This window comes from Citricoccus sp. NPDC055426, from assembly GCF_040677445.1.
Taxonomy (GTDB): Bacteria; Actinomycetota; Actinomycetes; order Actinomycetales; family Micrococcaceae; genus Citricoccus.
Map to the genome: position 1 here is coordinate 57617 of NZ_JBFARZ010000014.1, position 23033 is coordinate 80649.

A 23033-nucleotide genomic window follows, 5' to 3' on the forward strand; every position below is an offset into this window, starting at 1 on the left:
TCGGGATGTCGTCGGGATCTGGACACCGGCTGGGGCGGGGCGTTGGATGGAGTCAGTACCCCAGACGGTGCGTCGGCGAATCGTGAGGGATGAGTCCAGTGGCACACAGGGATGATCACAGCAGGCTGGCCGCGATCAGGCCGGTCAAGGAATCCGTGGAGGACGAGCTGCTGGCGCGGCCCGGCGTGGTGGGCGTGGACATCGGCGAGCGGGTCAGCGGGGGCCACGGGACCGGGGAACTCGGCATCCTGGTGTTCGTGTAGGAGAAGAAGCCCGAGGACCGGCTGTCCGCGGAGGAGGTGGTGCCCCGGGAGGTCGACGGCATCCGGACGGACGTGAAGCAGATGGTGATCGAGCTGCAGTCCGCCCGCGTCCTGCTCCGGCCCGGACGCCAGGTGGACGGCGCCGAGTGCGAGACCCTGTCCGGCGGCATCAGCATGGGCCCCTCCCGTGCCGTGCGGATGGAGCCGCCGGAGGTGGCGGAGCCGGGGGAGTACACGTTCGTGGGCACCCTGGGGGCGATCGTCCGGGACCGTGAGGCCGGCCGGCCCATGGCTCTGACCAACTTCCATGTGGCCTGCGTCAATGACGAGTGGTCCTCCGGGGACCGGATGGTCCAGCCGGGACGGCCCGACGGCGGCGACCCGGCTACCGATGAGTTCGGCAGCCTGGCGCGGGCCCAGTTGAGCGAGAACATCGACGGTGCGGTGGTCCTGCTGGATGAGGACCGGCCGTGGGAGGCCGCCGTGGTCGGGGTCGGACCGGTGGCGGGGGCTGCGGAGGCGGCGACGCAGATGCCGGTGCAGAAGCGGGGCCGGACCACCGGCCACACCTTCGGCACCGTGGCCTCCACCGAGGCCACGCTCAGCCTGGACTACGGTGACGGGCTGGGCACCCGGACGCTGCGGCGCCAGATCCGCATCAGCACGGACACCGCCCGCTCCGCGCGGTTCTCGGACGGCGGCGACTCCGGCTCCGTGGTCCTGGACACCGGGGGGAACGTGGTCGGCCTGCTGTTCGCCGGTGACACCGAGGGCAGCACCACCTTCGCGAACCCGATCCAGGCGGTCCTGGACGAGCTGGCGGTGGACCTCGAGGTGGACGCGCCCGCCCTGCCGCAGACCCCCTCCACCCCGGAGACGGGCGGCTGCACCACGAACGTCTTCATCGAGAATGTCACCATCACCGTCCACCACTGAGCGGTGCTGCACAGACATGCCTCCGCAAGGGGGCCGTCCAGCCGGTAGGATCTGCCCTTGTGAGAGACAATCGAGGGACCTCTGTGCCGAAGAACACCCTGGGCATGACGTCCAAGCTGCAGTGGACGGCGCTCGCCGTGCTGGTAGTAGCCATCGTCGCCCTCCTGGTCGTCCTCTTCACCCAGCAACAGGCCTACCGCACGGACGCAGAGTCCGATCGCGCGGCCAACAACGCCGGCTCATCCCAGCAGGCACCGGCAGCCTCCGAGGAGCCCACGGCCAGCCCCGCCGCCAGCGAAGCCCCCGCAGAGGAGGCCCCCGCTGACCCGGTGGCCGCCGCCACCGCGGCCGCGCAGGACGTTGTCAACGGTGGTGAGGACGCCGTGATCAACGTGCTGGGGGACTCCACCTCGAACACCAGCAGCGAGTGGGTCTACCGCTGGGCGGACGAGCTCGGCACCGAGGCCTCCGTGAGCGTGCACACCTGGAACCCGGCGACCGGCACCTGGTTCCCGCAGGCCCGCACCTACGGCGAGGGCGAGCGGACCGTCACCATCTGGAACGGCTCGGCTGATCAGGGCAACCCCGGCTTCCCGCTCGAGCTGAACGGCATGATCGAGCCCGAGGCGGACCTGACGATCCTCAACTACGGGCACTTCGGTGATCCCGACTTCGTGGCCTCCACCCTGGACGAGCTGCTCGGCTCCCTGGATGCCGGCGGCGAGGATGCCGCCCCCGTGGTGCTGACCGCCCAGAACCCCGCGCTGGCCACCTGGATCGGCTACGCGGACACCAACCGGGATGCCATGCGCTCCGCGGCAGAAGAGCGGGAGCTGCCGGTGATCGACGTGTTCGCCGCCTTCGAGGAGGCCGGCGACTGGGAGTCCCTGCTGGTGGACGAGGTCCACCCGAACGACGACGGCCAGCAGCTCTGGGCCGACACCGTCACCGAGTTCTTCGCGGCCTGAACAGGCAGTGGCCGGTGTTCAGAGGGCCGCCGCGAAGTCCTTGAGCCAGGGACGGAGCGCCGGGCCTAGATCTTCCCGGGCAGAAGACAACTCGATGACCGCTTTCAGGTAACTGAGCTTGTCACCGGTGTCATAGCGCTTTCCGCTGAAGACGACCGCGTGAACACCGAAGCCTTCGCCTTCGCCCTCCGCCAACACCTGCAAAGCGTCGGTTAGCTGAATCTCGTTCCCGCGTCCGGGGCCGGTGCGCTCAAGAATGTCGAACACGGTGGGGTCCAGTACATATCGGCCGATCACGGCGAGGTTTGACGGGGCCTGGTCGGCCTCGGGCTTCTCCACGAGATCGGTGACGCGGACGACGTCCTCAGGTCCACCATCCACGGAGGACACCGCAGCCACGCCGTAAGCAGAGACGTTCGCACGGGGGACCTTCATCAGGGCGATCACAGATCCGCCCTTCTCCTGCTGGACATCGATCATCCGTTCCAGCAGCTTTTCCTGCTCCGCGATGAGGTCGTCTCCTAGCAGGACGGCGAATGGCTCTCGTCCTACATGCTGCTGGGCGCACAGAACTGCATGGCCTAGCCCCAACGCATCAATCTGGCGGATGAAGTGGATATTACCCAGGTTGGTCGCATCTTGGATCTTCTGTAGCTTGCCGAAGTCGCCCTCGAGTTCCAGGCTGCGTTCCAGTGCGGGCACACGGTCGAAGTGGTCCTCCAGTGCCCGCTTGCCGCGACCGGTGATCATCAGTACATCGTCCAGGCCTGCAGCCTTGGCCTCCGCCACCACGTACTGGATGGCCGGCTCGTCCACTACGGGCAGCATCTCTTTGGGCATCGCTTTCGTTGCAGGAAGAAAGCGAGTGCCCATGCCTGCAGCTGGAATGACAACTTTTCTGGTGCGCGGATTCAATGAGCTGTGAATCATAATTTTCAGAGTATCTTTCAGGGCTTTGCATAACTGCACTAGCACTTAATGCGACTACGACACCGGTCAGCTGGCACACGTAACTCTCGAGAGACGAACAATCATGGTATATCCAGTTACCTACGATGTATCTGTGACTAATCTTGAAATCAATGGCCAGCCAGCCGTGGACCTCTCCGGTACCCCGGGGCTGGACCGTTTCTATGGTGTGATCCCCGCCGGTGGTGTGGGGACGCGGCTGTGGCCGCTCTCGCGGGCGGCGGCGCCGAAGTTCTTGCATGACCTGACCGGATCGGGGCAGACCTTGATCCGGGCCACCTATGACCGGTTGTCCGCGTTGGCGGGGGACCGGGTGATGGTGGTGACCGGTGAGGCCCATGAGGATGCCGTGGTGGAGCAGTTGCCGGGCCTGGCCGGTGAGGACGTGGTGCTGGAGCCGGAGCCGAAGGACTCGGCGGCGGCGATCGGGTTGGCGGCGGCGATCCTGTTCGAGCGTGATCCGGAGACGATCATGGGGTCTTTCGCGGCGGATCAGGTGATCACCCCGGTGGAGGAGTTCCAGGAGGCGGTGGCGGAGGCGGTGGCCACGGCGGCCACCGGGCGGATCGTGACGATCGGGATCCGGCCCACGCACCCGGCCACGGGGTTCGGGTACATCCAGCAGGGTGAGGACCTGTCCGTGGAGGGGGCCCCGCATGCCAAGAGTGTGGCGGCGTTCGTGGAGAAGCCGGCCGAGGCGGTGGCGCAGGAGTACGTGGACTCGGGGGAGTACCTGTGGAATGCGGGGATGTTCGTGGCCCCGGTGTCCCTGATGCTGCAGCACCTGGCGGCGAACGAGCCCGAGCTGCATGCCGGGGTGGTGCAGATCGCCAAGGCCTGGGGCACCGAGGCGCAGGCGGAGACGATGGCGCGGGTGTGGCCGGGGTTGAAGAAGACCGCGATCGACTACGCGGTGGCGGAGCCGGCGGCGGCGGCCGGGGATGTGGCGGTGATCCCGGGTGGGTTCACGTGGGATGACGTGGGGGACTTCGCCGCGATCGCCCGGTTGAACCCGGCCAAGCGGGCCTCGGGGATCACTGTGATCGGGGAGACGCCGCGGGTGTACTCCTCCAAGGCCTCCGGTGTGGTGGTGACGGACACGGCGCGGGTGATCGCGTTGATCGGGGTGCAGGACATCGTGGTGGTGGACACCCCGGATGCCCTGCTGGTGACCACCACCGAGCACGCCCAGTCCGTGAAGCAGGCCGTGGAGTCCCTCAAGGCCCACGGCGACGACGACGTCCTGTGATAGCCGACAAATCAATCAATAAGCTTCGAATCGGAGAAAAATGAACCCGTTGTCAATGTCTGTCGATCTCAGTCAGTCCTTCAAGGCCTATGACGTGCGTGGCATCGTCGGGGAGTCCATCACCGAGGCGTCCGTGCGGGCCGTGGGGGCGGCGTTCGTGGACGTGCTGGGGCTGGCCGGGTCCCGGGTGTTGGTGGGCGGGGACATGCGTCCCTCCTCGCCGGGCTTCGCGGCGGCCTTCGCCGAGGGCGCCACGGCCCGGGGGGCGGATGTGGTGATGCTGGGCCTGGTGTCCACGGACATGCTCTACTACGCCTGCGGGGTGGAGCAGGCCGCCGGGGTGGTGTTCACCGCCTCCCACAACCCGGCCGCCTACAACGGGATGAAGATGGCAAAGGCCGGGGCGGTGCCGGTCTCCTCGGACACGGGCCTGTTCCAGATCCGGGACGTGGCGCAGTCCTATCTGGACTCCGGTGAGGTGCCGGTTGCCTCGGCTACCGGTGCGGTGACCGAGCAGGACGTGCTGGCCGGTTACGCCGCGTACCTGCGTTCTTTGGTGGACCTGTCCGGGATCCGTCCGCTGAAGGTGGTGGTGGATGCCGGCAATGGGATGGCCGGCATGACCACCCCGGCCGTGTTGGGCCAGACCGTGCTGGCGGGCCTGCCGCTGCAGATCGAGCCGTTGTACTTCGAGCTGGACGGGACCTTCCCCAACCACCCGGCGAACCCGCTGGAACCGGAAAACCTGCGTGACCTGCAGGCCGCGGTGCTCGCCCACTCGGCGGACATCGGGCTGGCCTTCGACGGGGACGCCGACCGGTGCTTCGTGATCGACGAGACCGGGGCTCCGGTCTCGCCCTCGGCCGTGACCGGTCTGGTGGCCCGCCGGGAGATCGCCCGCGCCAAGGCCGGGGACACCGTCAACGGGGTGATCCAGGCGCCGGAGGCCGAGCCGGTGGTCATTCACAACCTGATCACCTCCCGGGCCGTGCCCGAGCTGGTGGTCGCCGCCGGGGGCCGGGCGGTGAAGACCCGGGTGGGCCACTCCTTCATCAAGGCCGTGATGGCCTCCGAGGGTGCGGTCTTCGGCGGGGAGCACTCCGCGCACTACTACTTCCGGGACTTCTTCAACGCGGACACCGGCATGTTGGCCGCGATGCACGTGCTGGCGGCCCTGGGCGCCCAGGACGGGCCGCTGTCCGAACTGGCCGCCGAGTACGACCCGTACACCGCCTCCGGGGAGATCAACTCCGAGGTCGAGGACAAGGCCGCCGCGGTGGACCGGGTGCTGGAGGTCTTCGCCAACGGGTGGATCGAGGCCGGCCGGACCGACGGCGGGACCAGCACCACCTGTCAGGCCTGCCTGCCGGACGCCCAGCTCGCCGGCGCGGAGGTCACCGTGGACACCATGGACGGCACCACCGTCGCCGCCGCCGACGGGACCTGGTGGTTCAACCTGCGCCCCTCCAACACCGAACCCTTCCTGCGCTACAACGGCGAGGCCCACGACCCCGCCACCATGGCCACCGTCCGCGACACCGTCCTGAAGCTCGTCCGCCAGGACACCTCACTGTGAGATGGCCGGTTGCATTATTAGCGGAGTGCGCCCTCCCCCCGGCTCTGTCTGACTGCCACTATTAAGCCTCATGGCGTGGTCGATGCGCAGCACACCTCACCAGGCGGGATAACCTAGTGCCCATGTGTGGAATCGTCGGCTACATTGGCCAGCCCTCTCAGTTAAACCAGCACTCGTCTCTGGACGTGCTCATGGAAGGCCTCAAGCGCCTCGAATACCGCGGGTATGACTCCGCCGGGATCGCGGTAGTGGCCAACGGTGTGGTGGAGCACCGCAAGAAAGCCGGCAAGCTGGCTAACCTCTCCACAGAACTGGAGGAGCGTCCCGTGCCTGTGGCCTCGGTGGGCATCGGCCACACCCGGTGGGCCACACACGGTGGCCCCACCGACGTGAACGCCCACCCGCACCTGGCCGACGACGATCAGCTTTCGGTGATACACAACGGCATCATCGAGAACTTCGCCGAGCTCAAGAAGGGACTGCTGACTCAGGGCGTCACCTTCCGCTCCGAGACGGACACCGAGGTGGCCGCCGCCCTCCTTGGCCACATCTACCGCACTGAGGCCGGGCAGAATCTGACGAGGGCCATGCAGTTGACCAGTCAGCGCCTTGAAGGTGCCTTCACGCTGCTGGCAGTCCACGCCGAACATCCGGACCGTGTGGTCGCTTCCCGCAAGAACTCCCCGCTCGTCGTCGGCCTGGGTGAGGGCGAGAACTTCCTCGGCTCCGACGTCTCCGGCTTCATCGACTTCACCCGCCGCGCCGTTGAGCTGGAGCAGGACCAGGTGGTCACCATTACCGCGGATGCCGTGGAGATTTCCGATTTCTCCGGGAACCCGGCCCAAGGCAAGGAATTCACCGTGGACTGGGACGCCGCCGCGGCCGAGAAGGGTGGCTTCGTCACCTTCATGGAGAAGGAAATACACGACCAGCCGCACGCCGTCGCCGATACCCTCTTGGGTCGCAGCGACACAAAGGGAAACCTCGTACTCGACGAGCTACGCATCGAAGAGGAGGAGCTGAAGTCCATCCGCAAGATCATCGTCCTGGCCTGCGGCACCTCTTCCTACGCCGGCATGGTGGCCAAGTACGCCATCGAACGTTGGTGCCGCATTCCGGTGGAGGTGGAGCTCTCTCACGAGTTCCGCTATCGGGACCCGATCATCGACGCCAACACCTTGGTGGTGTCCATCTCCCAGTCCGGTGAGACCATGGACACGCTGATGGCCGTGCGCTACGCCAAGGAGCAGGGCGCCCGCACGGTGTCTATCTGCAACACCAACGGCTCCACCATCCCACGGGAATCCGACGCCGTGCTCTACACCCACGCTGGCCCCGAGATCGCCGTGGCCTCAACGAAGGCGTTCTTGGCCCAGATAACGGCCGCTTACCTCCTGGGCCTCTACCTAGCACAGTTGACCAAGAAACTGTATAGCCAAGAGATCAAAGACATCCTGGCAGACTTGGCGGAGATCCCCGCAAAGGTCCAGCAAATCCTGGACAATGCCGATCAGATCAAACGACTAGCACGCGCGATGGCTGAAGCATCGTCCGTGCTGTTTCTCGGCCGCAACGTAGGCTACCCAGTAGCACTTGAGGGTGCACTCAAGCTCAAGGAACTGGCGTACATCCATGCCGAGGGCTTCGCTGCAGGAGAACTCAAGCACGGCCCCATTGCTTTGATTGACGAAGGCCAGCCGGTTTTCGTGGTGGTGCCCTCGCCAATGGACCGCCACTCGCTACATGCCAAGGTGGTCTCGAACATCCAGGAGGTCCGCGCCCGCGGTGCCAAAACGATTGTGGTGGCTGAAGCCGGCGACGAAACCGTCAAGGAGTATGCGGAGCAGGTCTTCTACGTGCCCGAGACGCAGCCCATGCTCATGCCGCTGTTGACGACGGTTCCTCTGCAGATTTTCGCCTGCGAGTTGGCTACGGCTAAGGGGTACGACGTGGACCAGCCGCGCAACCTGGCCAAATCAGTCACAGTGGAATAGGGCCATCGGCCCGAGCATTACTGTGGTAGTTCCGAGTTCTCGACTTTCCACTAGAGCGCTAGCTGAGCATCCGAATGCAAAGAAAGTAGAGCCATGAAGGTAGATCGGTCCGCAATTCGTAAGGTCCTGCAACGGGTTCGAAACACAAGGGCGTATTCTTGGGCGCTTTCAACGAGTGACTTAGCTGTCCTACAACTTTCGGTACGGCGTCGGCGTCCTATTCGAGGATCGCAAGTAGGATCAAGAAGAAGCATCATTCTGGCGCCGACAGGTCACGGGAACATCGGCGATCAGGCAATGGTGGAGGCTCTAATTGACTTGCTCGATGGTCCCATTCTCGTCATCACTAATGGGGAAGGTGCACTGGCTCAGCCCTTGAGCTATGAGAAACACGTCACGGTAGTACCTATCCCTGGATTGGTCGACGGACTTCCTGTCGTAAGGGCAAGGGCAGTGGGGCAGTTCGTGGAAGCCCTCAAGGAGGCAGATGACTTTTTCGTCATCGGTGCCGACTCAATGGACGGTTTATACAACACCTCGTCCTCGTTGTCCCGAGTCAACCTCCTGAGTTTGGCTTCTAAGATGGGTGTGCAGTCAACTGCCGTTGGTTTTAGCTGGTCCGACAATGCAAAGGAAGTTGTTGTTGAGCGCCTTCGATCCTTGCCAGCGGACGTACGCCTATGTGTTCGCGACCCGTTATCAGTCGAACGACTGCAGGCTAGCGGCGTCCCAGTCATTCCAAGCGCTGATATCGTATTCACACACTCCAGGCGACAAGTCACAGCAAAGGAAGACGCCTGGGCCAAGGACACAGATTCACCCGTGGCAGTCATCAATGCCAGCGGCTTGATTCACAAGACGACAGATCTGACAGAGGACTACTTGGCAGTCGTTCGCCACGTGCTCGATTTGGGATTCAAGGTCGTCTTACTCCCTCATGTGATCCGTACGACTGATGATGACCTCGCCGTGCTCGAGAGCATTGCGGGGGAATTAAACGACCCTCGGGTGCTCCTTGTGGAAAGTCTTCTGAGACCGGCGCAAGTGGCAGCCATTCTCGAACATGCTTCGCTAATTGTTACCGGACGTATGCACCTAGCGATTCTTGGGTTGTCGCAAGGCATAGCCCCCATTACTCTAAGTACCCAAGGAAAAGTCGAGGGACTATACAAACTCTTCAAATTGGATGACTTTTCGATCTCACCGGCCAGGAACTGGTCGACTATCGCCATACCGCTCATCGACAAGCTTGTAGCGAACATGGGCATGCATCGTTTTCACATCAACGACGAGCTTGCGAGAATCAGGGACGCTGCACTCGTCAGCACGACCAATCGATAGGATAGATAGAGATTGAATAGGGTACGTAATGTTTTGATTGCCGCACGAGAACAGGGTCGATTCTTGCTTGAGGCGCTTTTGGATGCAAGGCATAACGCAAATAACTTTGCTATTAATGAATCCAGTTATCTTGGTTCTGTCGAGCCGTCCACGAACGAGACACAGTTGACCAAGGATTACCACCGAGTGGAGAAGGGGCTTGCGCTCAGGAACACCAAGCGGCCATTCGGATCCGTGGTGCGCTCCCGACTGGTATATGGCCTAGAGAATTCGTCTGGTGAACACGACTTTCAGCGATACGCGCAAGATGCGCTGATAGCCCTTGATGAATGGAACAATCACGGAATTAAGAGCGATATTGTCGCACCGCGTGTAGCATATCCTCTGTCTCAAGAAGCTGCAGGAGCAGCGAAGGACCTACTGCAGAGTCGCCGAAGTGTCCGCGACTTTGACAGTCGCGAAGTTGAAGAAGGGACGTTGCTGGAGGCGTTCACACTCGCAGCTAATGCTCCGTCCGTTTGCAACCGGCAGCCTTGGAAGGCTCACTTCACGACTGATAGGTCAGTTGTCACGGACGTGCTTCGCCTGCAGAATGGGAATGCTGGATTCCGCAGCGAGGTTCCTGCACTGGTCGTAGTTTCTGTTGACTCCAGGCTTTTCTCCGGGGCCATGGAACGGAATCAGCAGTGGATCGATGGTGGAATTTTCGCCATGTCCTTGGTGACCGCATTGGAATCTACAGGGTTGAGTTCATGTATGTTGAACTGTTCAATGAGGCGTGGTGAGATGGAGGCAGTCAGCAGGAGATTGTCATTCGAGGCATCTGAACAGGTTGTCGTGATGATTGCCGTAGGCTATGCCGCGGACGGTCTGCGGGTCGCGAGATCCGAGCGCAGACTTCCACCTGCTATCGGCAGGAGAATTTCTTCCTCCGTTTCACATATGCAGTGAGGCTCTCATCTGGAGTGCTGAGAACGGCTACGGCAAGCATGACTCAGCTTATTGCTTCACTATTCACGTTCGCCCTGACAGCGGCTGCTGCCCGAGCACTCAGCATTCATGATTTCGGTCTATTTTCACTGGCTTTCGCAATATTTTCACTTGTGCAGGGATGTATCAAAGGTTTATTAACAGAACCGATCATTTATAGCTATCAGACTGCGAAACGTGAAACGGCGATTCCGTCCGTGTATGCGTCGACGGGTGTAACACTTGCATTGGGCGCGACCTTCAGCATTGTTGGCTTACTTCTTCTGTCATCAGTTGGAGATGGCCAGTGGGTTTCGTGGCTACTTATTGCTATGCCTGCGCTCGTGACTGCTGGACACTTGCGATACATGGCTCAACTCATGGAACGCGAATGGGTGGCGTTGATTGCCGAATGCGTTGCACTCTCCGTGTTGATCACCGGAATGTTCGTAGTCGAAATGACATCGTTGACTCATGTTGCGGTCTTGTGGTCCAGTTCAGTATGCGTTTCCGCCATCATCGGACTGGTGGGACTTCGACTTTTGAATCCCTTGAGGCTTTTCACAGGATGGTCGCAAGGATACTTTAAGAATGGTCTCCTGTACGTTGGGGACTTCATGGCTACTAACAGCCTTACCCATGGTTCAGTCCTTATTGTCGGGGCGATCGGTGGACCGACAATGGCGGGTGCCATCAGGGCGGCACAGATCTTGCTAACGCCACTGCTGGTCGTGACTCGTGGACTTATGTCGGCTCTCGGTCCTGCAATGAATCGTGTAAGCGCTCGAGGGGACATGACGCGCGTTCGTAGAATATCTGTAGGCTATTCAGCCGCTGCAGTGTCTGGTGCCGTCGTGACGGTATTGCTTGTATTCGTGGTAGATCTGGCCTTCTCCGCTCCACTCTTAGGGGAATCTACTGATGGCGCAATGGCGGTCTTTCCATTCGCAGTGCTCAGTACATGTGCTTTGGGTATTGCTGGCGGAGCTGCACTAGGACTTAGGGCGGTTTCGTGGATTCGGCAAGCATTTATTCTTAAGCTCGTCACCTTACCTATTGGACTCATCGCACTTTTCCTTGGGGCAATCGTCGCTGGGGCACCTGGAGCGCAAGCAGGTCTCGCGAGTTCTGAAGGCGTTCGGGCAATTCTCAACTGGCGGATGCTCTCTCGGAGCCCTGCGGGCGGGCGGGCAATTGAGGGTTGACCTACGTTGCGGAACCTCTGGCGATGAATGAAGTAGGGATGGATACTGAATTTCAGTGGTGTCCATAAACAACCCCCACGGAGCCGTTCTTGAGTGTATTTACCTCGACTGGATACGACCCCATGTGGGTCAGGACTGCACGACCGTATAGGATGGATCGAGTCGCCATGCCATCTTAAGCTGAATGTCCTTGAGGGGGCTCTGTCCCTTAGAATGCGTGGTGGATGTGAAGATGCGGACGAACGGGACCGAATGATATCTTTCGCGCTGCCATCTCTATCCGGCTCGAATGAATCTGGCCTCAGTCCCGAGTGTCAGCGTACTAACGAGGGTGGACGTGACTGACTACTTTTTGACAGGTTCTATCGTTGCCTTGATGTTGTCAACAGCAGTTATCGTTTGTTGCATATTCAGGACAAAGGTCCTCTATCTGATTCCTTTTTTGCCACTCTTGGTAGGGCCAGATTTTATTTCGGAGTCGCTGGCGATCTCTGGTGGATCTGCAATCCTTAAAGGATTGAGTGTTGGGCTCCTCATGATCTGTGTACTGGTGACTGGAGTCGGCCAAGGTAGAGTGCTATGGGGAATCTATATTTTTGCAGTGGGGTTTGCAGCAATCTTGCCCATCGCTTTTGGTCATGTGCCGCTAGAGAGCTGGATGATATACGCGTTTGTTGGATACGTGTTCGCCTGGTTCGCTACCTTGATTAGACTCGACAAACTGGATCGGGACACTTTAGCGAGAACCATGACATTCGTACCTATTCTGGGAATTCTCCTGAATTTGTTGCTCGACACTTTAGGGCTGACGGAACTATTCCGCCACGAGTTCACCACGGGACTGTTACGGTTGTCGGGCACTCTCCCTTCGTCCCACTTTGGTTCCCTGTTTGTGATCGGAGTTATCGGTGGTGCCTGGATGTACTACCGCGGAATCCGAAACGGTTTGCTCTTCGCTTTTATCCACGTGATGTTGTGTGCCTCAACTCTTACTCGAGGTCCGCTGCTAGTCGCAGTGCTAATTTTCGCAGGAGCAGTACTGTCTAACCCTCCAAACAAACAGGTTTCCAAGGTTGCTGTTTACTCCAGTGGTGCGGTTGCAGCTATAGTGGTTGTATTCGTTTTTGCTGAGGAGATTATCTCACGTTTTCAGAGTTCTGGACTTACGGGGCGCGATCTGGCTTGGGCATACTACTTCGACCAGTTTCAGGTTTCGCCACTACTTGGCCATGGCATCGGCGCAGCAGCTGAACTTTCGCAGTATTCAAGGAGTGCGAATGTTCGAGAGTATTTCATCGCTCCACACAATACATATTTGCAGCTACTTGTGGAAGTAGGGATGGTTGGGACATCAATCATTCTGATCGCGTTAATAGGCGTCGCTTTGCTAGCGTTCAAGATGACCCACCGAGGTTTTCGACCCATTCTCGCATTCGGGTTCATTGGGTATCTAATATTCGGATACTTTGACAATTTGCTGAATTCATTCCAGTCCACTTTTGGTCTTGTGTTGCTATTGTCGATTTCGATCTATGCGGCGGGTTCGCTGGGTCATAGCGAAAAGACCAATCATCTGCAACGGTATACGAAGGAAGACCAGAGAATACTTGCCTGAAGTTGTCGGTTAAGTGGCTCTTCGCAGTCCAGGTGGAGACGTGGTCTGATTCCTCCGCTCTAGAGCAATGAGCTGGCGTTTAAGCTGGTGAGCTTACGGATGTGCAGGTCTGACGCGACTTGGCTCACGCTTCGGTGATTGAGTTGTTCTGGGCTCATATTTCCGCGTGATGCCGGGGTTCTGGGTCGCGGGGTGGGGCACTAGATGGATAGGGCCGGAATAGACGGCTCTTTTGGTAGCGAATGTGTATTGATCGTGTGTTATCTCGTTACCGCGTGGACACCGGATCTCGCCTCTTCGGAGACGTCGGATCTCAGGACTTCGTGTGTGCTGTCTCAAGGCATCGTGGATACACGATCTCATGACATCGTGGACATCCTGGCTCGGCACTTCATAGACAGTTGTGGTGATTGTTCTGGGTGAGAGTCGGGGGCATGACGAATGCACTTTCACCCCGGATTCGGGTCTCGATCATCAAGTACGACCCGACCCAGCCGAATGCGTTGTCGGTGACCGAGTTCTGTCGGTCGCTGAAGGTCTCGCGCAGCGTGTTCTACAAGATCCGTGGGCGGGCCGTCAGTGAGTCGGCCGCAGCGCTGCATCCCAGATCCCGGGCGCCCAGGCATCCTGCCAGGAGGTATGGCCCCGACGTGGTCAATGAGCTCGTGAGGATCCGCAAGCAGCTCAAAGTCGATGGCTGGGACTACGGTCCGCGCGCGATCCATTACGAGGCCGCTCTCCAGGAGACGTTTCCGGGCGGGATGATCCCGTCGGTGGCCACGATCGCCCGGTTGCTCTCCGCCGTCGGGCAGGTCGATGCCGCCCCGCGCAAGCGCCCGAAGTCCTCCTACATCCCGTTCGTGCGCGCCACGGCCATGTCGTTGTGGCAATTCGATGCATTCGAGTTCCAGCTCGTCTGCCCGCCGACGACCGATGTTCCATCATCAGCGTGACTCGATCGAGGCCCACCTGACGGTGGTGTTCTGTGCTCTGGCCGTCCTGACTCGTGCCACTTTGAGCTGATTCGAGGGCTCATGGCCTTGGATCGCTGATTTTCCGGAGGTTCGGTCGGCTGGATCGGACACTAATCGGGTGCTTCTAGACTGCTGGAATGGGCTTGTTCGTGCGGAACGTGAAGACTGCCTCCGGGGCGACGGCAGTGCAGATCGCCGAGAAGCGCCGCGGCGTCCGCACGATTGTCGAGCACCTCGGATCGGCCCATACCGAGGCCGAGGTCGCCGCACTGGTCCAGGTCGCCAAGGACAAGATCGCCGGCGACCAGCAGGAACTCGATCTGCAGCTCTCGGTTCCCACGGACAAGCCGACCACGTCGGCGGCGGCACCGGCCGGGCCGGTCGTCACCGGGTCCTCCTCGAAGCTGCTCTGGGACGTCCTCGAGCAGGCCTACGGCCAGATCGGGTTCGAGACCATCGGCAATGACACCTTCAAGCAGCTGGTGCTGGCCGGTTGGTGGAGCCGAGCTCGAAGGCCGACACCATCCGGGTGCTCGAGGAGATCGGGGTGCCAGCTGCGTCGTTGCGCACGATCTGGCGGAACCTGGCCGCCTGCATCGACCAGGACTGGCGGGACGCTGCCTGCCGGACCGCGTACGCGTTCGCCGCAGCGAAGGCCGGCCCCACCGGACTCTCGGTCGTGCTCTATGACGTCACTACCTTGTATTTCGAGGCCACTGACGAGGACGAGTTGCGGAAAGTCGGGATGAGCAATTACGCCGAGGTTTCGGTTATGCCGATGTCCTCGTCCGGTCGGCGGGAATCGTGCTGGTCGGCGGGCTTCCAGGCGGCGGTGCGCGCGGCATAACCCTGGCGGTGTGGGTGGTTCTCATTGAACTGCCCCAGGTTTGATGCCGCTGCTGTTTGAGTCCGGAAGGATGGACAGCATGCCGAAGAAGATTGATGCCCAGTTGCGCGCGAGGTGCGTGCGCTTGGTGCGTGAGCACCAGCAGGAATACCCCACCCTGACCGCCGCCGTCACTGCGGTCGCCCGCCAGGAAGGCGTCTCACGGGAGTCCGCAAGGCGCTGGATGGCCCAGGCAGACGTCGACGACGGCACCCGTCCTGGGGTGACCAGCGAGGAGTCCGCCGAGGTCAAACGCTTGAAGACGGAGAACAGGCGGCTGCGGGAGGATAACGAGATCCTCCGAAAGGCCTCGATTTTCTTCGCGGGGGAGCTCGACCCCCGCAACCGCTGATCCTCGCGTTCATCGACGAGATGAGAGCCGAGGGCCATGCAGTCGAGTCGATCCTTGCCGTCCTGCGCCAGCAGGGCCTGAAGATCGCTGCACGAACCTATCGAGCCTGGAAGCGTCCGGCCCGGATCGCGGCCCGTACCGTCACCGATGCCCTGGTCGAGGACAAGATCCGTGCCCTGGCCTGGACCTTCAACGAGGTCACCGGGCTGATCCAGATGACACCCGAGGGTCTGTATGGGCGGCGGAAGTGGGTCGCCCTGCTCCGCCGCCACAACGGCCTCGCCGGCACGTCCCGCGGCGCGGTGGACCGGGCGATGCGTACTCTCGGCCTCGAGGGCGTGCTGCGGGCGAAGAGGTTGCGCACCACCATCCCCGGCGCGGATGGGAAACGGGCTGGTGACCTGTTGAACCGTGACTTCACAGCGGCGGCGCCGAACAGGGTATGGGTCACCGATTTCACCTACGTCCGCACCTGGGCGGGGTTCGTCTACGTCGCGTTCGTGTTGGACGTGTTCGCCCAGCGGATCGTGGGCTGGCACGCCAGCTCCAGCATGAAGGTCGATCTGGTGATGACCCCGCTCCGGATCGCTCTGTGGCAGCGCGAGAGGGATGGAAACCCCGTCTCACGTGGAGATTTGATCCACCATAGCGATGCCGGGTCGCAATACACCGCGATCCGATACACCGAGCACCTCGACCTCGAGGGCATCGCTCCCTCGATCGGGACGGTCGGCGATGCATACGATAACGCCCTCATGGAGTCCGTCAACGGCTTGTACAAGACCGAGTGCATCCGCACCACGGTCTTCCATTCCGGCCCGTTCAGGACCCTCTCGGACGTCGAGTTTGCAACGGCCGGCTGGGTCGACTGGTACAACAACAGGCGCCTCCACGGCACCCTGGGAATGATCACCCCAGTAGAATTCGAGACGCTCCACTACGAGGCCCTCACCCGAGAGCCCGAACCCGCAAAGTAGCGGCAGAGAATCCGGGACGGTTCACATAGTTGCTCGACGGCCGGGCGTGGTGTTGGGCGTGTTCACGCGCTCCAGTGCGCGCTCTTTAATCGTCATGTCTGCGTGCAGATAGATTTGGGTGGTCACCGGGCTTTGGTGGCCCAGCCACAGGGCGATGACGGAGGTGTCGACCCCGGCCTTCATCAGGGCCATCGCCGCGGTGTGCCGCAAGGTGTGCGGGGTGACGTTCTTGGTGACGATCGAGGGGCAGCTGTATGCGGCGGTGGCGGCATGCTTTGCCACGAGTCGTTGAACGGCATCGGCCGACATCGGCGTTCCGCGTTGGGTGGGGAAGGCCGGCGCGGTGGGTTCCGGGCCGGCTTCACGCAGCCACGGGCGCAGGCTCGCAAGGGTCTGCCGGGTCAGCGGGGTGGCGCGTTCCCGGCGGCCCTTGCCGATGGTGTGAACGGCGGCGCCGAGAATGGTGGTGGTGATGTCCTGGATGGTCAGTGCGGTCAGTTCCGAGAGGCGAAGTCCTGTCTGGATGGCCGTCACCAGCAGGGCGTGGTCCCGACGTCCGAACCAGCTCTTGCGGTCCGGTGCCTGCAGCAGGGCGTCCGTCTCGGTCTCGGTGAGGTAGGAGACGGTGGCCTGTTCGTGGCGGCGTTGTGGGATCGCCAGGACCTGACTGGCTGTGTGGGCCTTGTCGGGGATGAGCGGCAGCGCGTACCGGTAGAAGGAGTGGATGGCGGCCAGACGCGCATTGCGGGTGGCCGTGCTGTTATGCCGGTCGCTGTCGAGATGGTCGAGGAACGCTGCGACGGTGACCGCATCGAGGTCGGCGATCGTCAACCGGACCGGTGGCTTCTTCGCCTTCTGCGCGCTGAACAGCAGCAGCAGCCTGATCGCGTCCCGGTAGGCGGCGATGGTCTGGGGGCTGGATTGTCGTTGCCGGACCAGACGGTCGGTGAAGAACCCCTGGATCAGCGCGGTCAGGTTCGGCGCCGTCATGATGGCGTCCCGTCGGTGACCGTGCTGTCCCGGACCTCGAGGCGGCTGGCTGCCTGGCCCAGCAGTTCGGGGACGGCGTGTAGGTACCAGTAGGTCGAGGCGGGATCGACGTGTCCGAGCCAGGTCGACAGCAGCGGCAGGCGTGCCTGGACGTCATGGCCATCGTGGTACCAGCCCAGCATCGTGTTCACGGCGAAGGTGTGTCGAAGGTCGTGGAGCCGGGGCGACCGGCGGCCGGCAGCGGTGGTGATACCGGCCGCGGTGAGGACCTGGCTGAAGGTCTGGCCCAGTTTGCCGGGATCGAGCGCCGTGGCCCGTGCGTTCAGGAAGAGCATCGGGCAATCCCGGGCCGCGGTGCCGACCCGGTCTCGGCGGATCTGCAGGTAGTGGCCCAGCTCCGCGGCCGTGGTCGGGTGGAGGAACACCAGCCTGGACTTGCCGAACTTCGTCTCCAGGACCTGGATCACCCCGGCGCTCAGATCGATGTCGCCGAGGCTCAGGCGGCACGCCTCCCCGGGGCGCATCCCCGTGGCAGCGAGCAGGCCGATCAACGTCCGCCAGGTAGCCGCCTTGAATCGCGGTGACAAGGTGTCCGCGGCGGTCAACAGGACCAGGACTTCAGCGTCGCTGAACACGTGTGGCTCCCTGGGACGGTAGCGGCGGTTGCAGACCGTCTCCGGTGGAACCTGCGTGGCTGGATCCAGGGCATGCTGGTGCCGGGCGAAGAGCCGCACCGCGTCCATCCTGCGGGCGAACAGGGCGTCGCTGACCGGCACCTTGACCGGCAGGGTGGCCCATTCCAGGGCGATGTCGTCCTGGACGCGGTCCACGCCGCGGACCTCGCAGAATGTGACGAAGCGTCTGAGCAGCTTGGTCAGGCCCTCGGCCTTGAAGCCCATCGTCCGGCGCATGGTCAGGTAGTCATCCACGTTCTGGCGCAACGTGTTCATGACCGGGCCCCCGGCCACGGGCGGACCAGGTCCCGGTCCGCGGCATCCGGAGCTGCCCCGCCGGGTGCGCTGCTGGGCCAGGGCCGTGCCAGCGGCCGCAGGGCGACTTCGTCGACCTTGGCGTAGATCGCTGTGGACCTAGCGCTGCGGTGGCGAAGCACCTGCCCCACCTCGGCCAGTGAGGCCCCGGACCGCAACATCTCTGTGGCCAACGTATGGCGCAGGCGGTGCGCACCGAGCCGGTCCAGACCCGCACTCAGGCACGCAGCCCCCACGACGTGGCCAATTGCTCCGGCCGACAGCGGCCGCCCGGCAGGCCTCAACGTCGTGAACACCGACCGGCTCTGACAACGGGGCCGGCCCTCGGTCAACCACTCGGCGATCGCCTCTCCCGGCGCGGCCGGAAGCGGGAGTCGTTCGACCCGGTTGCTCTTGCCGTGGACCGTGAGTTCCCCGGCCCGCCAATCGATGTCCTCCAGAGCCAGGGCAGCGACCTCACCACGGCGCAACCCCAGCCGGACCAGCAGCAGCAGGATCGCGTAGTCACGCCGTCCCGCCGCAGTGGGCCGAGACGAGGCGGAGACCGTGAGCAGCCGCTCAATATCAGCGGCCGGGACGGCCTTCGGCAAGGATGCCAAGTGCCGCCCGCAGCTGAGGGGACCGTGCCCCACAGCTCGATCGAGGTCAGGCCGGTGGCATGAGCGAAACGCAGAAACGACCGGATCGACCGGGCCATCGCCTTCGCCGAGTTCGTATTGCGGTTCCGGCAGAACTCGACCATGAAGCCCGTGACCGCCGCCGCATCCAGAGCACACACCGAGGCTCTGACAGGTTCGGGCAGCACCGCTAGGAACCGACCGACGTTCCAGCAGTAGTTGTGGACCGTGACCGGTGCCAGCCCACGCTGGCGGTTCAGCCACCCACCGAACTCAGCCAGCAGATCCTCTTCTGACGCCGTTGGTTCGCAGCCGGCGACCCAATTCTCCGAAACCATGACCTTCTCCTTCTGATGGGAACAGCGAGCTCCACCAGAAAGACACAACGGGCGCTACCTTGTCAGGATTATGCCGCCCAGACCATCGCCCCGAAGCCCGCCGACCAGCACGATTCCCGCCGGCCGGACGAGGACATCGGCATAACCGAAACCTCGGCGTAATTGCTCTTATGCCGACGTCGGCATAAGAGCAAGGAACGCCGGGTCGACCCGCAGATCGTGGTCGGGTTGCTGGTGGACCGGGATGGCTTCCCGTTGGAGATCCACTGCTTCGAGGGGAACAAGGCCGAGACCCTCACCCTGGTCCCGGTGCTCAAATCGCTTCAGGAGCGCCACCAGACCAGGGACCTGGTCGTGGCGGCCGACGCCGGGATGCTCTCCGCGGCGAACCTCAATGCCCTGGAGGACGCCGGGTTTTCCTTCATCGCGGGCTCACGGATCACCAAGGCCCCCTATGACCTGGCGGAGCATTTCCAGCGCCACGGGAACCACTTCGCCGATGGCCAGACCCTGGAATCGGTGCGCACCATGGGCACCGGGTCCAAAGCCCGGGACCGGCGGGTGGTCTATCAGTACTCGTTCAAGCGGGAGAAGCGGGACAACTACACGCTGAACAAGCAGATCGAGAAGGCCGAGAAGGTCGCCAATGGACAGCGGCCGATCAAACGGGACCGGTTCGTGAAGCTCGCTGGCAAGAAACCCGGGGTGGACTGGGCCTTGGTCGAGCGGGCCCGCCAACTGTTGGGATTGAAAGGCTACGTCTCAAATATCGGCCTGGAGGTGCTCGACGGACCCTCCGTGGTGGCGGCCTACCACTCGCTGTGGCAGGTCGAGAAGTCTTTCCGCATGGCCAAGTCCGATATCCGGGCCCGGTCGATGTTCCACCACCAGCGTGACTCGATCGAGGCGCACCTGACCGTGGTGTTCCGTGCTCTGGCCGTTGCCCGCCACTTGCAGGAGGCCACCGGGATCAGCATCAAGAAGCTCGTCCAGACCCTCAGGCCCCTGCGCACGGTCACGATCGACGTCAACGGCAACGAACTCACCGCGGCCCCTGCCATCGACGCAGACACCCAGGAAATCCTCGACCAGATCAACACCCACGCGGGGCACTAAAAGTGGCACGAGTCAGGCCTGACGGTGGTGTTCTGTGCTCTGGCCGTGGCCTGGCACCTGCAGTGGGCCGGCGGAATCAGCATCAGGAAGCTCGTCCAGACACTCAGGCCTCTGCGGACGGTCACCATCGACGTCAACGGCCACGAACTCACCGCCGCACCGGCCATTGACGCCGTGACCCAGGACATCCTCGACAAGATCAATGCCCCTGCAGGGCACTAAAAGTGGCACGAGTCAGGCTGGACCACGTCGAGCGGCGCACCGCGGAGGGCAAAGGCATCGGGGAAATCCGCAGCTGCTCATTCGATTCATGGCCTGCTATACCCACAGAAGGCTGCACACCCTCTTGACCAGAGCTATAGAAGGGTCGTCTAGTCTGGTCTTTCTGACCTGGGCCCTAGTTTCTCTTTGAGGACGATTCTTATAAACTTCGCATTTCCCACTAGGTAGCGCTTCAGCATCCTCTTAGGTTCTTGAGAAAGTCGGTAGGCCCATTCAAGTCCAGATTTCTGCATCCAAGAGGGAGCGCGCAGTGTCTTCCCGGCGATGACATCGAACGACCCTCCAACCCCGATTGTCAGCCCCGTGTTTAGTGCCTGGCGGTACGTGCGCACGAAGTGCTCTTTCCTTGGCGAGGGTAGTCCGAGGAACAGTACGTTCACATTTAGGTCTGCGATGTCAGATACAATCGTCGATTCTTCTTCGTCAGTCCAGTATCCATTTCTGAACCCAGCTACGGTACAACCCCTTGCTTCGGCGAACTCAACGACCTTTTCCACGACGGACTGCTCGGCACCAAGGAAATATAGCCTCAGATTCTCTCCCGGAGCTGCACGAATAATCTCGTGCATAAGGTCTATGCCAGCTACTCGTTCGGGAACGTCATAGCCAAGCCATCTGGCAGCCCACACGACAGACTGACCGTCGATTCCCACCAAGGAAGCCTCGTCGATCGTGGACCGTAAAAGAGAGTCTTCCTGAAGTGACACCACCTTTGCAGCGTTAATTACCACATGTTGGTTACCGAGTCCGCGTGAAAGTTCAATGCATCGCGAGAGAGTTTCCTGCATAGAAATCGGGTGAGCACGTGTTCCGAGGACGCGGATCTCGTCAAGTGACATCTTCAGTGTGCCCTTTCGCTAATCGTAAGATCGATACTGCTGCACCAACTTCGAAGCCGCTGCAACGCAGTCTCTTGGTCACTAAGCTTTGCTTCACGGAGGTTAGTCATCCGGCTTGTGAAATCCCCCTGATTGGCAAGCAGGGTTCGGATCCCTTGGGCGAATCCAACGCCTGTAACCGGTGCGGCAATTGCGGCATCTCCGAAGTAGTCGATGAGGACTCTCGTGGCTGTGGTCATGAGTGGCTTCGATGCCGACAGCGCTTCATAGCCCGCGCGTTGCATCGTGGATTCGCTCGTTGTTGGAGCCACAACGGCAAGCGCGCGAGATAGCAAGCGCATGTAGTCCTGCTTACTCACGAATCCAGAGAAGTGAATATTGTCTGGGGCTTGTTCACGTACCTCTTTAGGTGCCTTGCCCGTATATGCCCACTTGACTTCCGGGGTCAACCTGGCGGCCTCGAATAGTTCATTCAACGGCTCGTCATATGCATAGGTGAGGGGAACTAGGACAAAGCTGTGATTCGAAAGTTGCCTGTCAAGGTCGGCGTCGTCAAGTTGTTCACTGGACCTGTCCTTGTAGACCTCGATTAGGTCATGTAGGACGATTGCTTCTCCGCCGGAGCGTTTGATCTGATCAGCGAGTTCGTCATTGGTGACGATGGCTAAGTTTCCCGGCCTGCGTAGGATTCTGAGTGTGAGAGCTGTCGCCCACGTCCACTTTGGATTGTCGAACACGGCCGTGTGTAAGTCTCCGGCGATGCGAGTGCGTCGACCTGCCGTGCCCAAGGCAGCGGCGAACAACGCAACAATAGGGGGCTGCATCACTATGACGGCATTAGGGCGTGACTCTCGAAGAAATCTTAAGGTCCGGGGAAACAGGTTAAGATACCTGGCGAGCGCATTCCCTTCGCCACCGGACTGTGTCCATTCGAAGGCACCGACACGTCTGGCTATCCCTTCACTTCTGCCGTGGTACTTGATCCAACTAACGAAAGCCACGTTTGTCGGTACTGTTGCGGCCAACTGGGGCTCCTAAGTGCTAAGTATGATCATCATAGTGAAGGGGGGGCATCTCTGTGGTTGAATTATGTTATCCGCCTGTAATGAACGTACTAGACTATAAGGTGCAAGACTTAGCCTGGCGCCCGGGATGTGACCAACCTCACGTGGTCTGTTCCGTGAAGTTGGCAAAGCATTAACGTGGCAGGCCAGTCTGCCGCATTGCACCTGTCACTGAGGCAATGAGGGGCGGCTAACCGTCCCTGTCTGGGCACTCGACTGTGTTGCTCCATCAAGGGCGCAAAGGACAGCTAGGGGTTGAAGCTGACGCGGCAGCTGGCGCAGGGCGGCGGGTCATTGACAGGAGTGGTGTTCTGCGTTGGGTCAATATCCCTCACTCTACTCAACTAATATGATATCTGAACGAGTTGTATAAGAAACTCGAGTAGGGGACTCATGTTGTATAAGAAACTCGAGTAGGGGACTCATGGTCGCCACTGCCCCCGGGTGTCCACCAGGTGCTTGCCCGCGGCGAGGGGCTCGAGCTCGGCGAAGGCCGCGTGGTCCACCAGCAGCACGATGATGTC

General features: G+C 61.5%; 20 protein-coding genes and 2 pseudogenes. 15 read left to right on the forward strand and 7 right to left on the reverse strand.

All coding sequences use genetic code 11. The features are described 5' to 3' along the window. Window positions 1–98: 98 nt before the first annotated feature. From AB0K08_RS15485 to AB0K08_RS15495, 3 genes are all read left to right on the forward strand, one after another. Window positions 99–263 (forward strand): hypothetical protein, encoded by a 165-nt coding sequence (locus tag AB0K08_RS15485; RefSeq protein WP_363355975.1) that lies wholly within the window; start codon window positions 99–101, stop codon window positions 261–263. Between the two features lie 39 nt (window positions 264–302). Further along, entirely contained in the window at window positions 303–1199 is an 897-nt protein-coding gene (locus AB0K08_RS15490) for a hypothetical protein (protein WP_363355977.1), read from the forward strand. An 83-nt stretch (window positions 1200–1282) separates the two neighbouring features. Further along, the gene (locus AB0K08_RS15495; protein WP_363355979.1) at window positions 1283–2167 is read left to right on the forward strand and encodes an SGNH/GDSL hydrolase family protein; all 885 of its coding nucleotides are present in this window, start codon (window positions 1283–1285) and stop codon (window positions 2165–2167) included. Window positions 2168–2185: 18 nt separating this feature from the next. Here the strand turns inward: AB0K08_RS15495 and galU are convergent, their stop codons facing one another. Beyond that, entirely contained in the window at window positions 2186–3097 is a 912-nt protein-coding gene (gene galU / locus AB0K08_RS15500; protein WP_363355980.1) for a UTP--glucose-1-phosphate uridylyltransferase GalU, read from the reverse strand. 166 nt (window positions 3098–3263) lie between these two features. On the opposite strand from galU, the gene AB0K08_RS15505 reads away from it, so the two are divergent. The 10 genes and pseudogenes from AB0K08_RS15505 to AB0K08_RS15550 all read left to right on the forward strand — a co-directional run bounded on the left by AB0K08_RS15505 (window position 3264) and on the right by AB0K08_RS15550 (window position 16274). Next, window positions 3264–4385, forward strand: a complete 1122-nt coding sequence (locus tag AB0K08_RS15505; protein WP_363356016.1) for a sugar phosphate nucleotidyltransferase — start codon at window positions 3264–3266, stop codon at window positions 4383–4385. A gap of 40 nt (window positions 4386–4425) precedes the next feature. Further along, entirely contained in the window at window positions 4426–5961 is a 1536-nt protein-coding gene (manB, locus tag AB0K08_RS15510; protein ID WP_363355982.1) for a phosphomannomutase/phosphoglucomutase, read from the forward strand. Window positions 5962–6083: 122 nt separating this feature from the next. Continuing rightward, on the forward strand, window positions 6084–7955 hold the full coding sequence (gene glmS / locus AB0K08_RS15515; protein WP_363355984.1) for a glutamine--fructose-6-phosphate transaminase (isomerizing): 1872 nt from the start codon (window positions 6084–6086) through the stop codon (window positions 7953–7955). 93 nt (window positions 7956–8048) lie between these two features. After that, entirely contained in the window at window positions 8049–9296 is a 1248-nt protein-coding gene (locus AB0K08_RS15520) for a polysaccharide pyruvyl transferase family protein (protein ID WP_363355986.1), read from the forward strand. A gap of 63 nt (window positions 9297–9359) precedes the next feature. Further along, window positions 9360–10247: a nitroreductase family protein gene (locus AB0K08_RS15525; protein ID WP_363355988.1), complete on the forward strand. Its 888-nt coding sequence runs from the start codon at window positions 9360–9362 to the stop codon at window positions 10245–10247. A 38-nt stretch (window positions 10248–10285) separates the two neighbouring features. After that, window positions 10286–11470 (forward strand): hypothetical protein, encoded by a 1185-nt coding sequence (locus tag AB0K08_RS15530; protein WP_363355990.1) that lies wholly within the window; start codon window positions 10286–10288, stop codon window positions 11468–11470. Between the two features lie 337 nt (window positions 11471–11807). After that, window positions 11808–13085, forward strand: coding sequence for an O-antigen ligase family protein (locus AB0K08_RS15535; RefSeq protein ID WP_363355992.1), 1278 nt, complete (start codon window positions 11808–11810; stop codon window positions 13083–13085). A gap of 434 nt (window positions 13086–13519) precedes the next feature. Further along, a pseudogene (locus AB0K08_RS15540) lies at window positions 13520–13996 on the forward strand (IS481 family transposase); the annotation flags it as partial. Between the two features lie 559 nt (window positions 13997–14555). After that, window positions 14556–14906, forward strand: coding sequence for a hypothetical protein (locus AB0K08_RS15545; RefSeq protein WP_363355994.1), 351 nt, complete (start codon window positions 14556–14558; stop codon window positions 14904–14906). A 79-nt stretch (window positions 14907–14985) separates the two neighbouring features. Further along, window positions 14986–16274 (forward strand): IS3 family transposase gene (locus AB0K08_RS15550; RefSeq protein WP_363355996.1). Its coding sequence is split into 2 segments (ribosomal slippage): window positions 14986–15259 and window positions 15259–16274, totalling 1290 coding nucleotides; the frame shifts between segments, so codons are not numbered across the junction. A gap of 21 nt (window positions 16275–16295) precedes the next feature. Here AB0K08_RS15550 and AB0K08_RS15555 read toward each other — a convergent pair. The 4 genes and pseudogenes from AB0K08_RS15555 to AB0K08_RS15570 all read right to left on the reverse strand — a co-directional run. Then, window positions 16296–17264: a tyrosine-type recombinase/integrase gene (locus tag AB0K08_RS15555; protein ID WP_363355998.1), complete on the reverse strand. Its 969-nt coding sequence runs from the start codon at window positions 17262–17264 to the stop codon at window positions 16296–16298. Then, window positions 17261–18214: a tyrosine-type recombinase/integrase gene (locus AB0K08_RS15560; protein WP_363356000.1), complete on the reverse strand. Its 954-nt coding sequence runs from the start codon at window positions 18212–18214 to the stop codon at window positions 17261–17263. The genes AB0K08_RS15555 and AB0K08_RS15560 overlap by 4 nt, the downstream gene beginning before the upstream one ends. After that, window positions 18211–18852 carry a tyrosine-type recombinase/integrase gene (locus AB0K08_RS15565; protein ID WP_363356002.1) on the reverse strand — a complete coding sequence of 214 codons (642 nt, stop codon included), beginning with the start codon at window positions 18850–18852 and terminating at the stop codon, window positions 18211–18213. Before AB0K08_RS15565 ends, AB0K08_RS15560 begins: the two co-directional genes overlap by 4 nt. A gap of 68 nt (window positions 18853–18920) precedes the next feature. After that, a pseudogene (locus AB0K08_RS15570) lies at window positions 18921–19208 on the reverse strand (hypothetical protein); the annotation flags it as partial. A gap of 162 nt (window positions 19209–19370) precedes the next feature. On the opposite strand from AB0K08_RS15570, the gene AB0K08_RS15575 reads away from it, so the two are divergent. Both AB0K08_RS15575 and AB0K08_RS15580 read left to right on the forward strand, forming a co-directional pair. Then, a complete protein-coding gene (locus AB0K08_RS15575) occupies window positions 19371–20324 on the forward strand; it encodes a transposase (RefSeq protein WP_363356004.1) in 954 nt (317 codons plus the stop codon). A gap of 45 nt (window positions 20325–20369) precedes the next feature. Beyond that, on the forward strand, window positions 20370–20546 hold the full coding sequence (locus AB0K08_RS15580) for a hypothetical protein (protein ID WP_363356006.1): 177 nt from the start codon (window positions 20370–20372) through the stop codon (window positions 20544–20546). Between the two features lie 149 nt (window positions 20547–20695). On the opposite strand, the gene AB0K08_RS15585 is transcribed toward AB0K08_RS15580, so the two are convergent. Together AB0K08_RS15585 and AB0K08_RS15590 are read right to left on the reverse strand one after the other, a co-directional pair. Then, entirely contained in the window at window positions 20696–21445 is a 750-nt protein-coding gene (locus AB0K08_RS15585; RefSeq protein WP_363356008.1) for a WecB/TagA/CpsF family glycosyltransferase, read from the reverse strand. Window positions 21446–21447: 2 nt separating this feature from the next. Further along, entirely contained in the window at window positions 21448–22182 is a 735-nt protein-coding gene (locus AB0K08_RS15590; RefSeq protein WP_363356010.1) for a glycosyltransferase, read from the reverse strand. Between the last annotated feature and the right edge of the window lie 851 nt (window positions 22183–23033).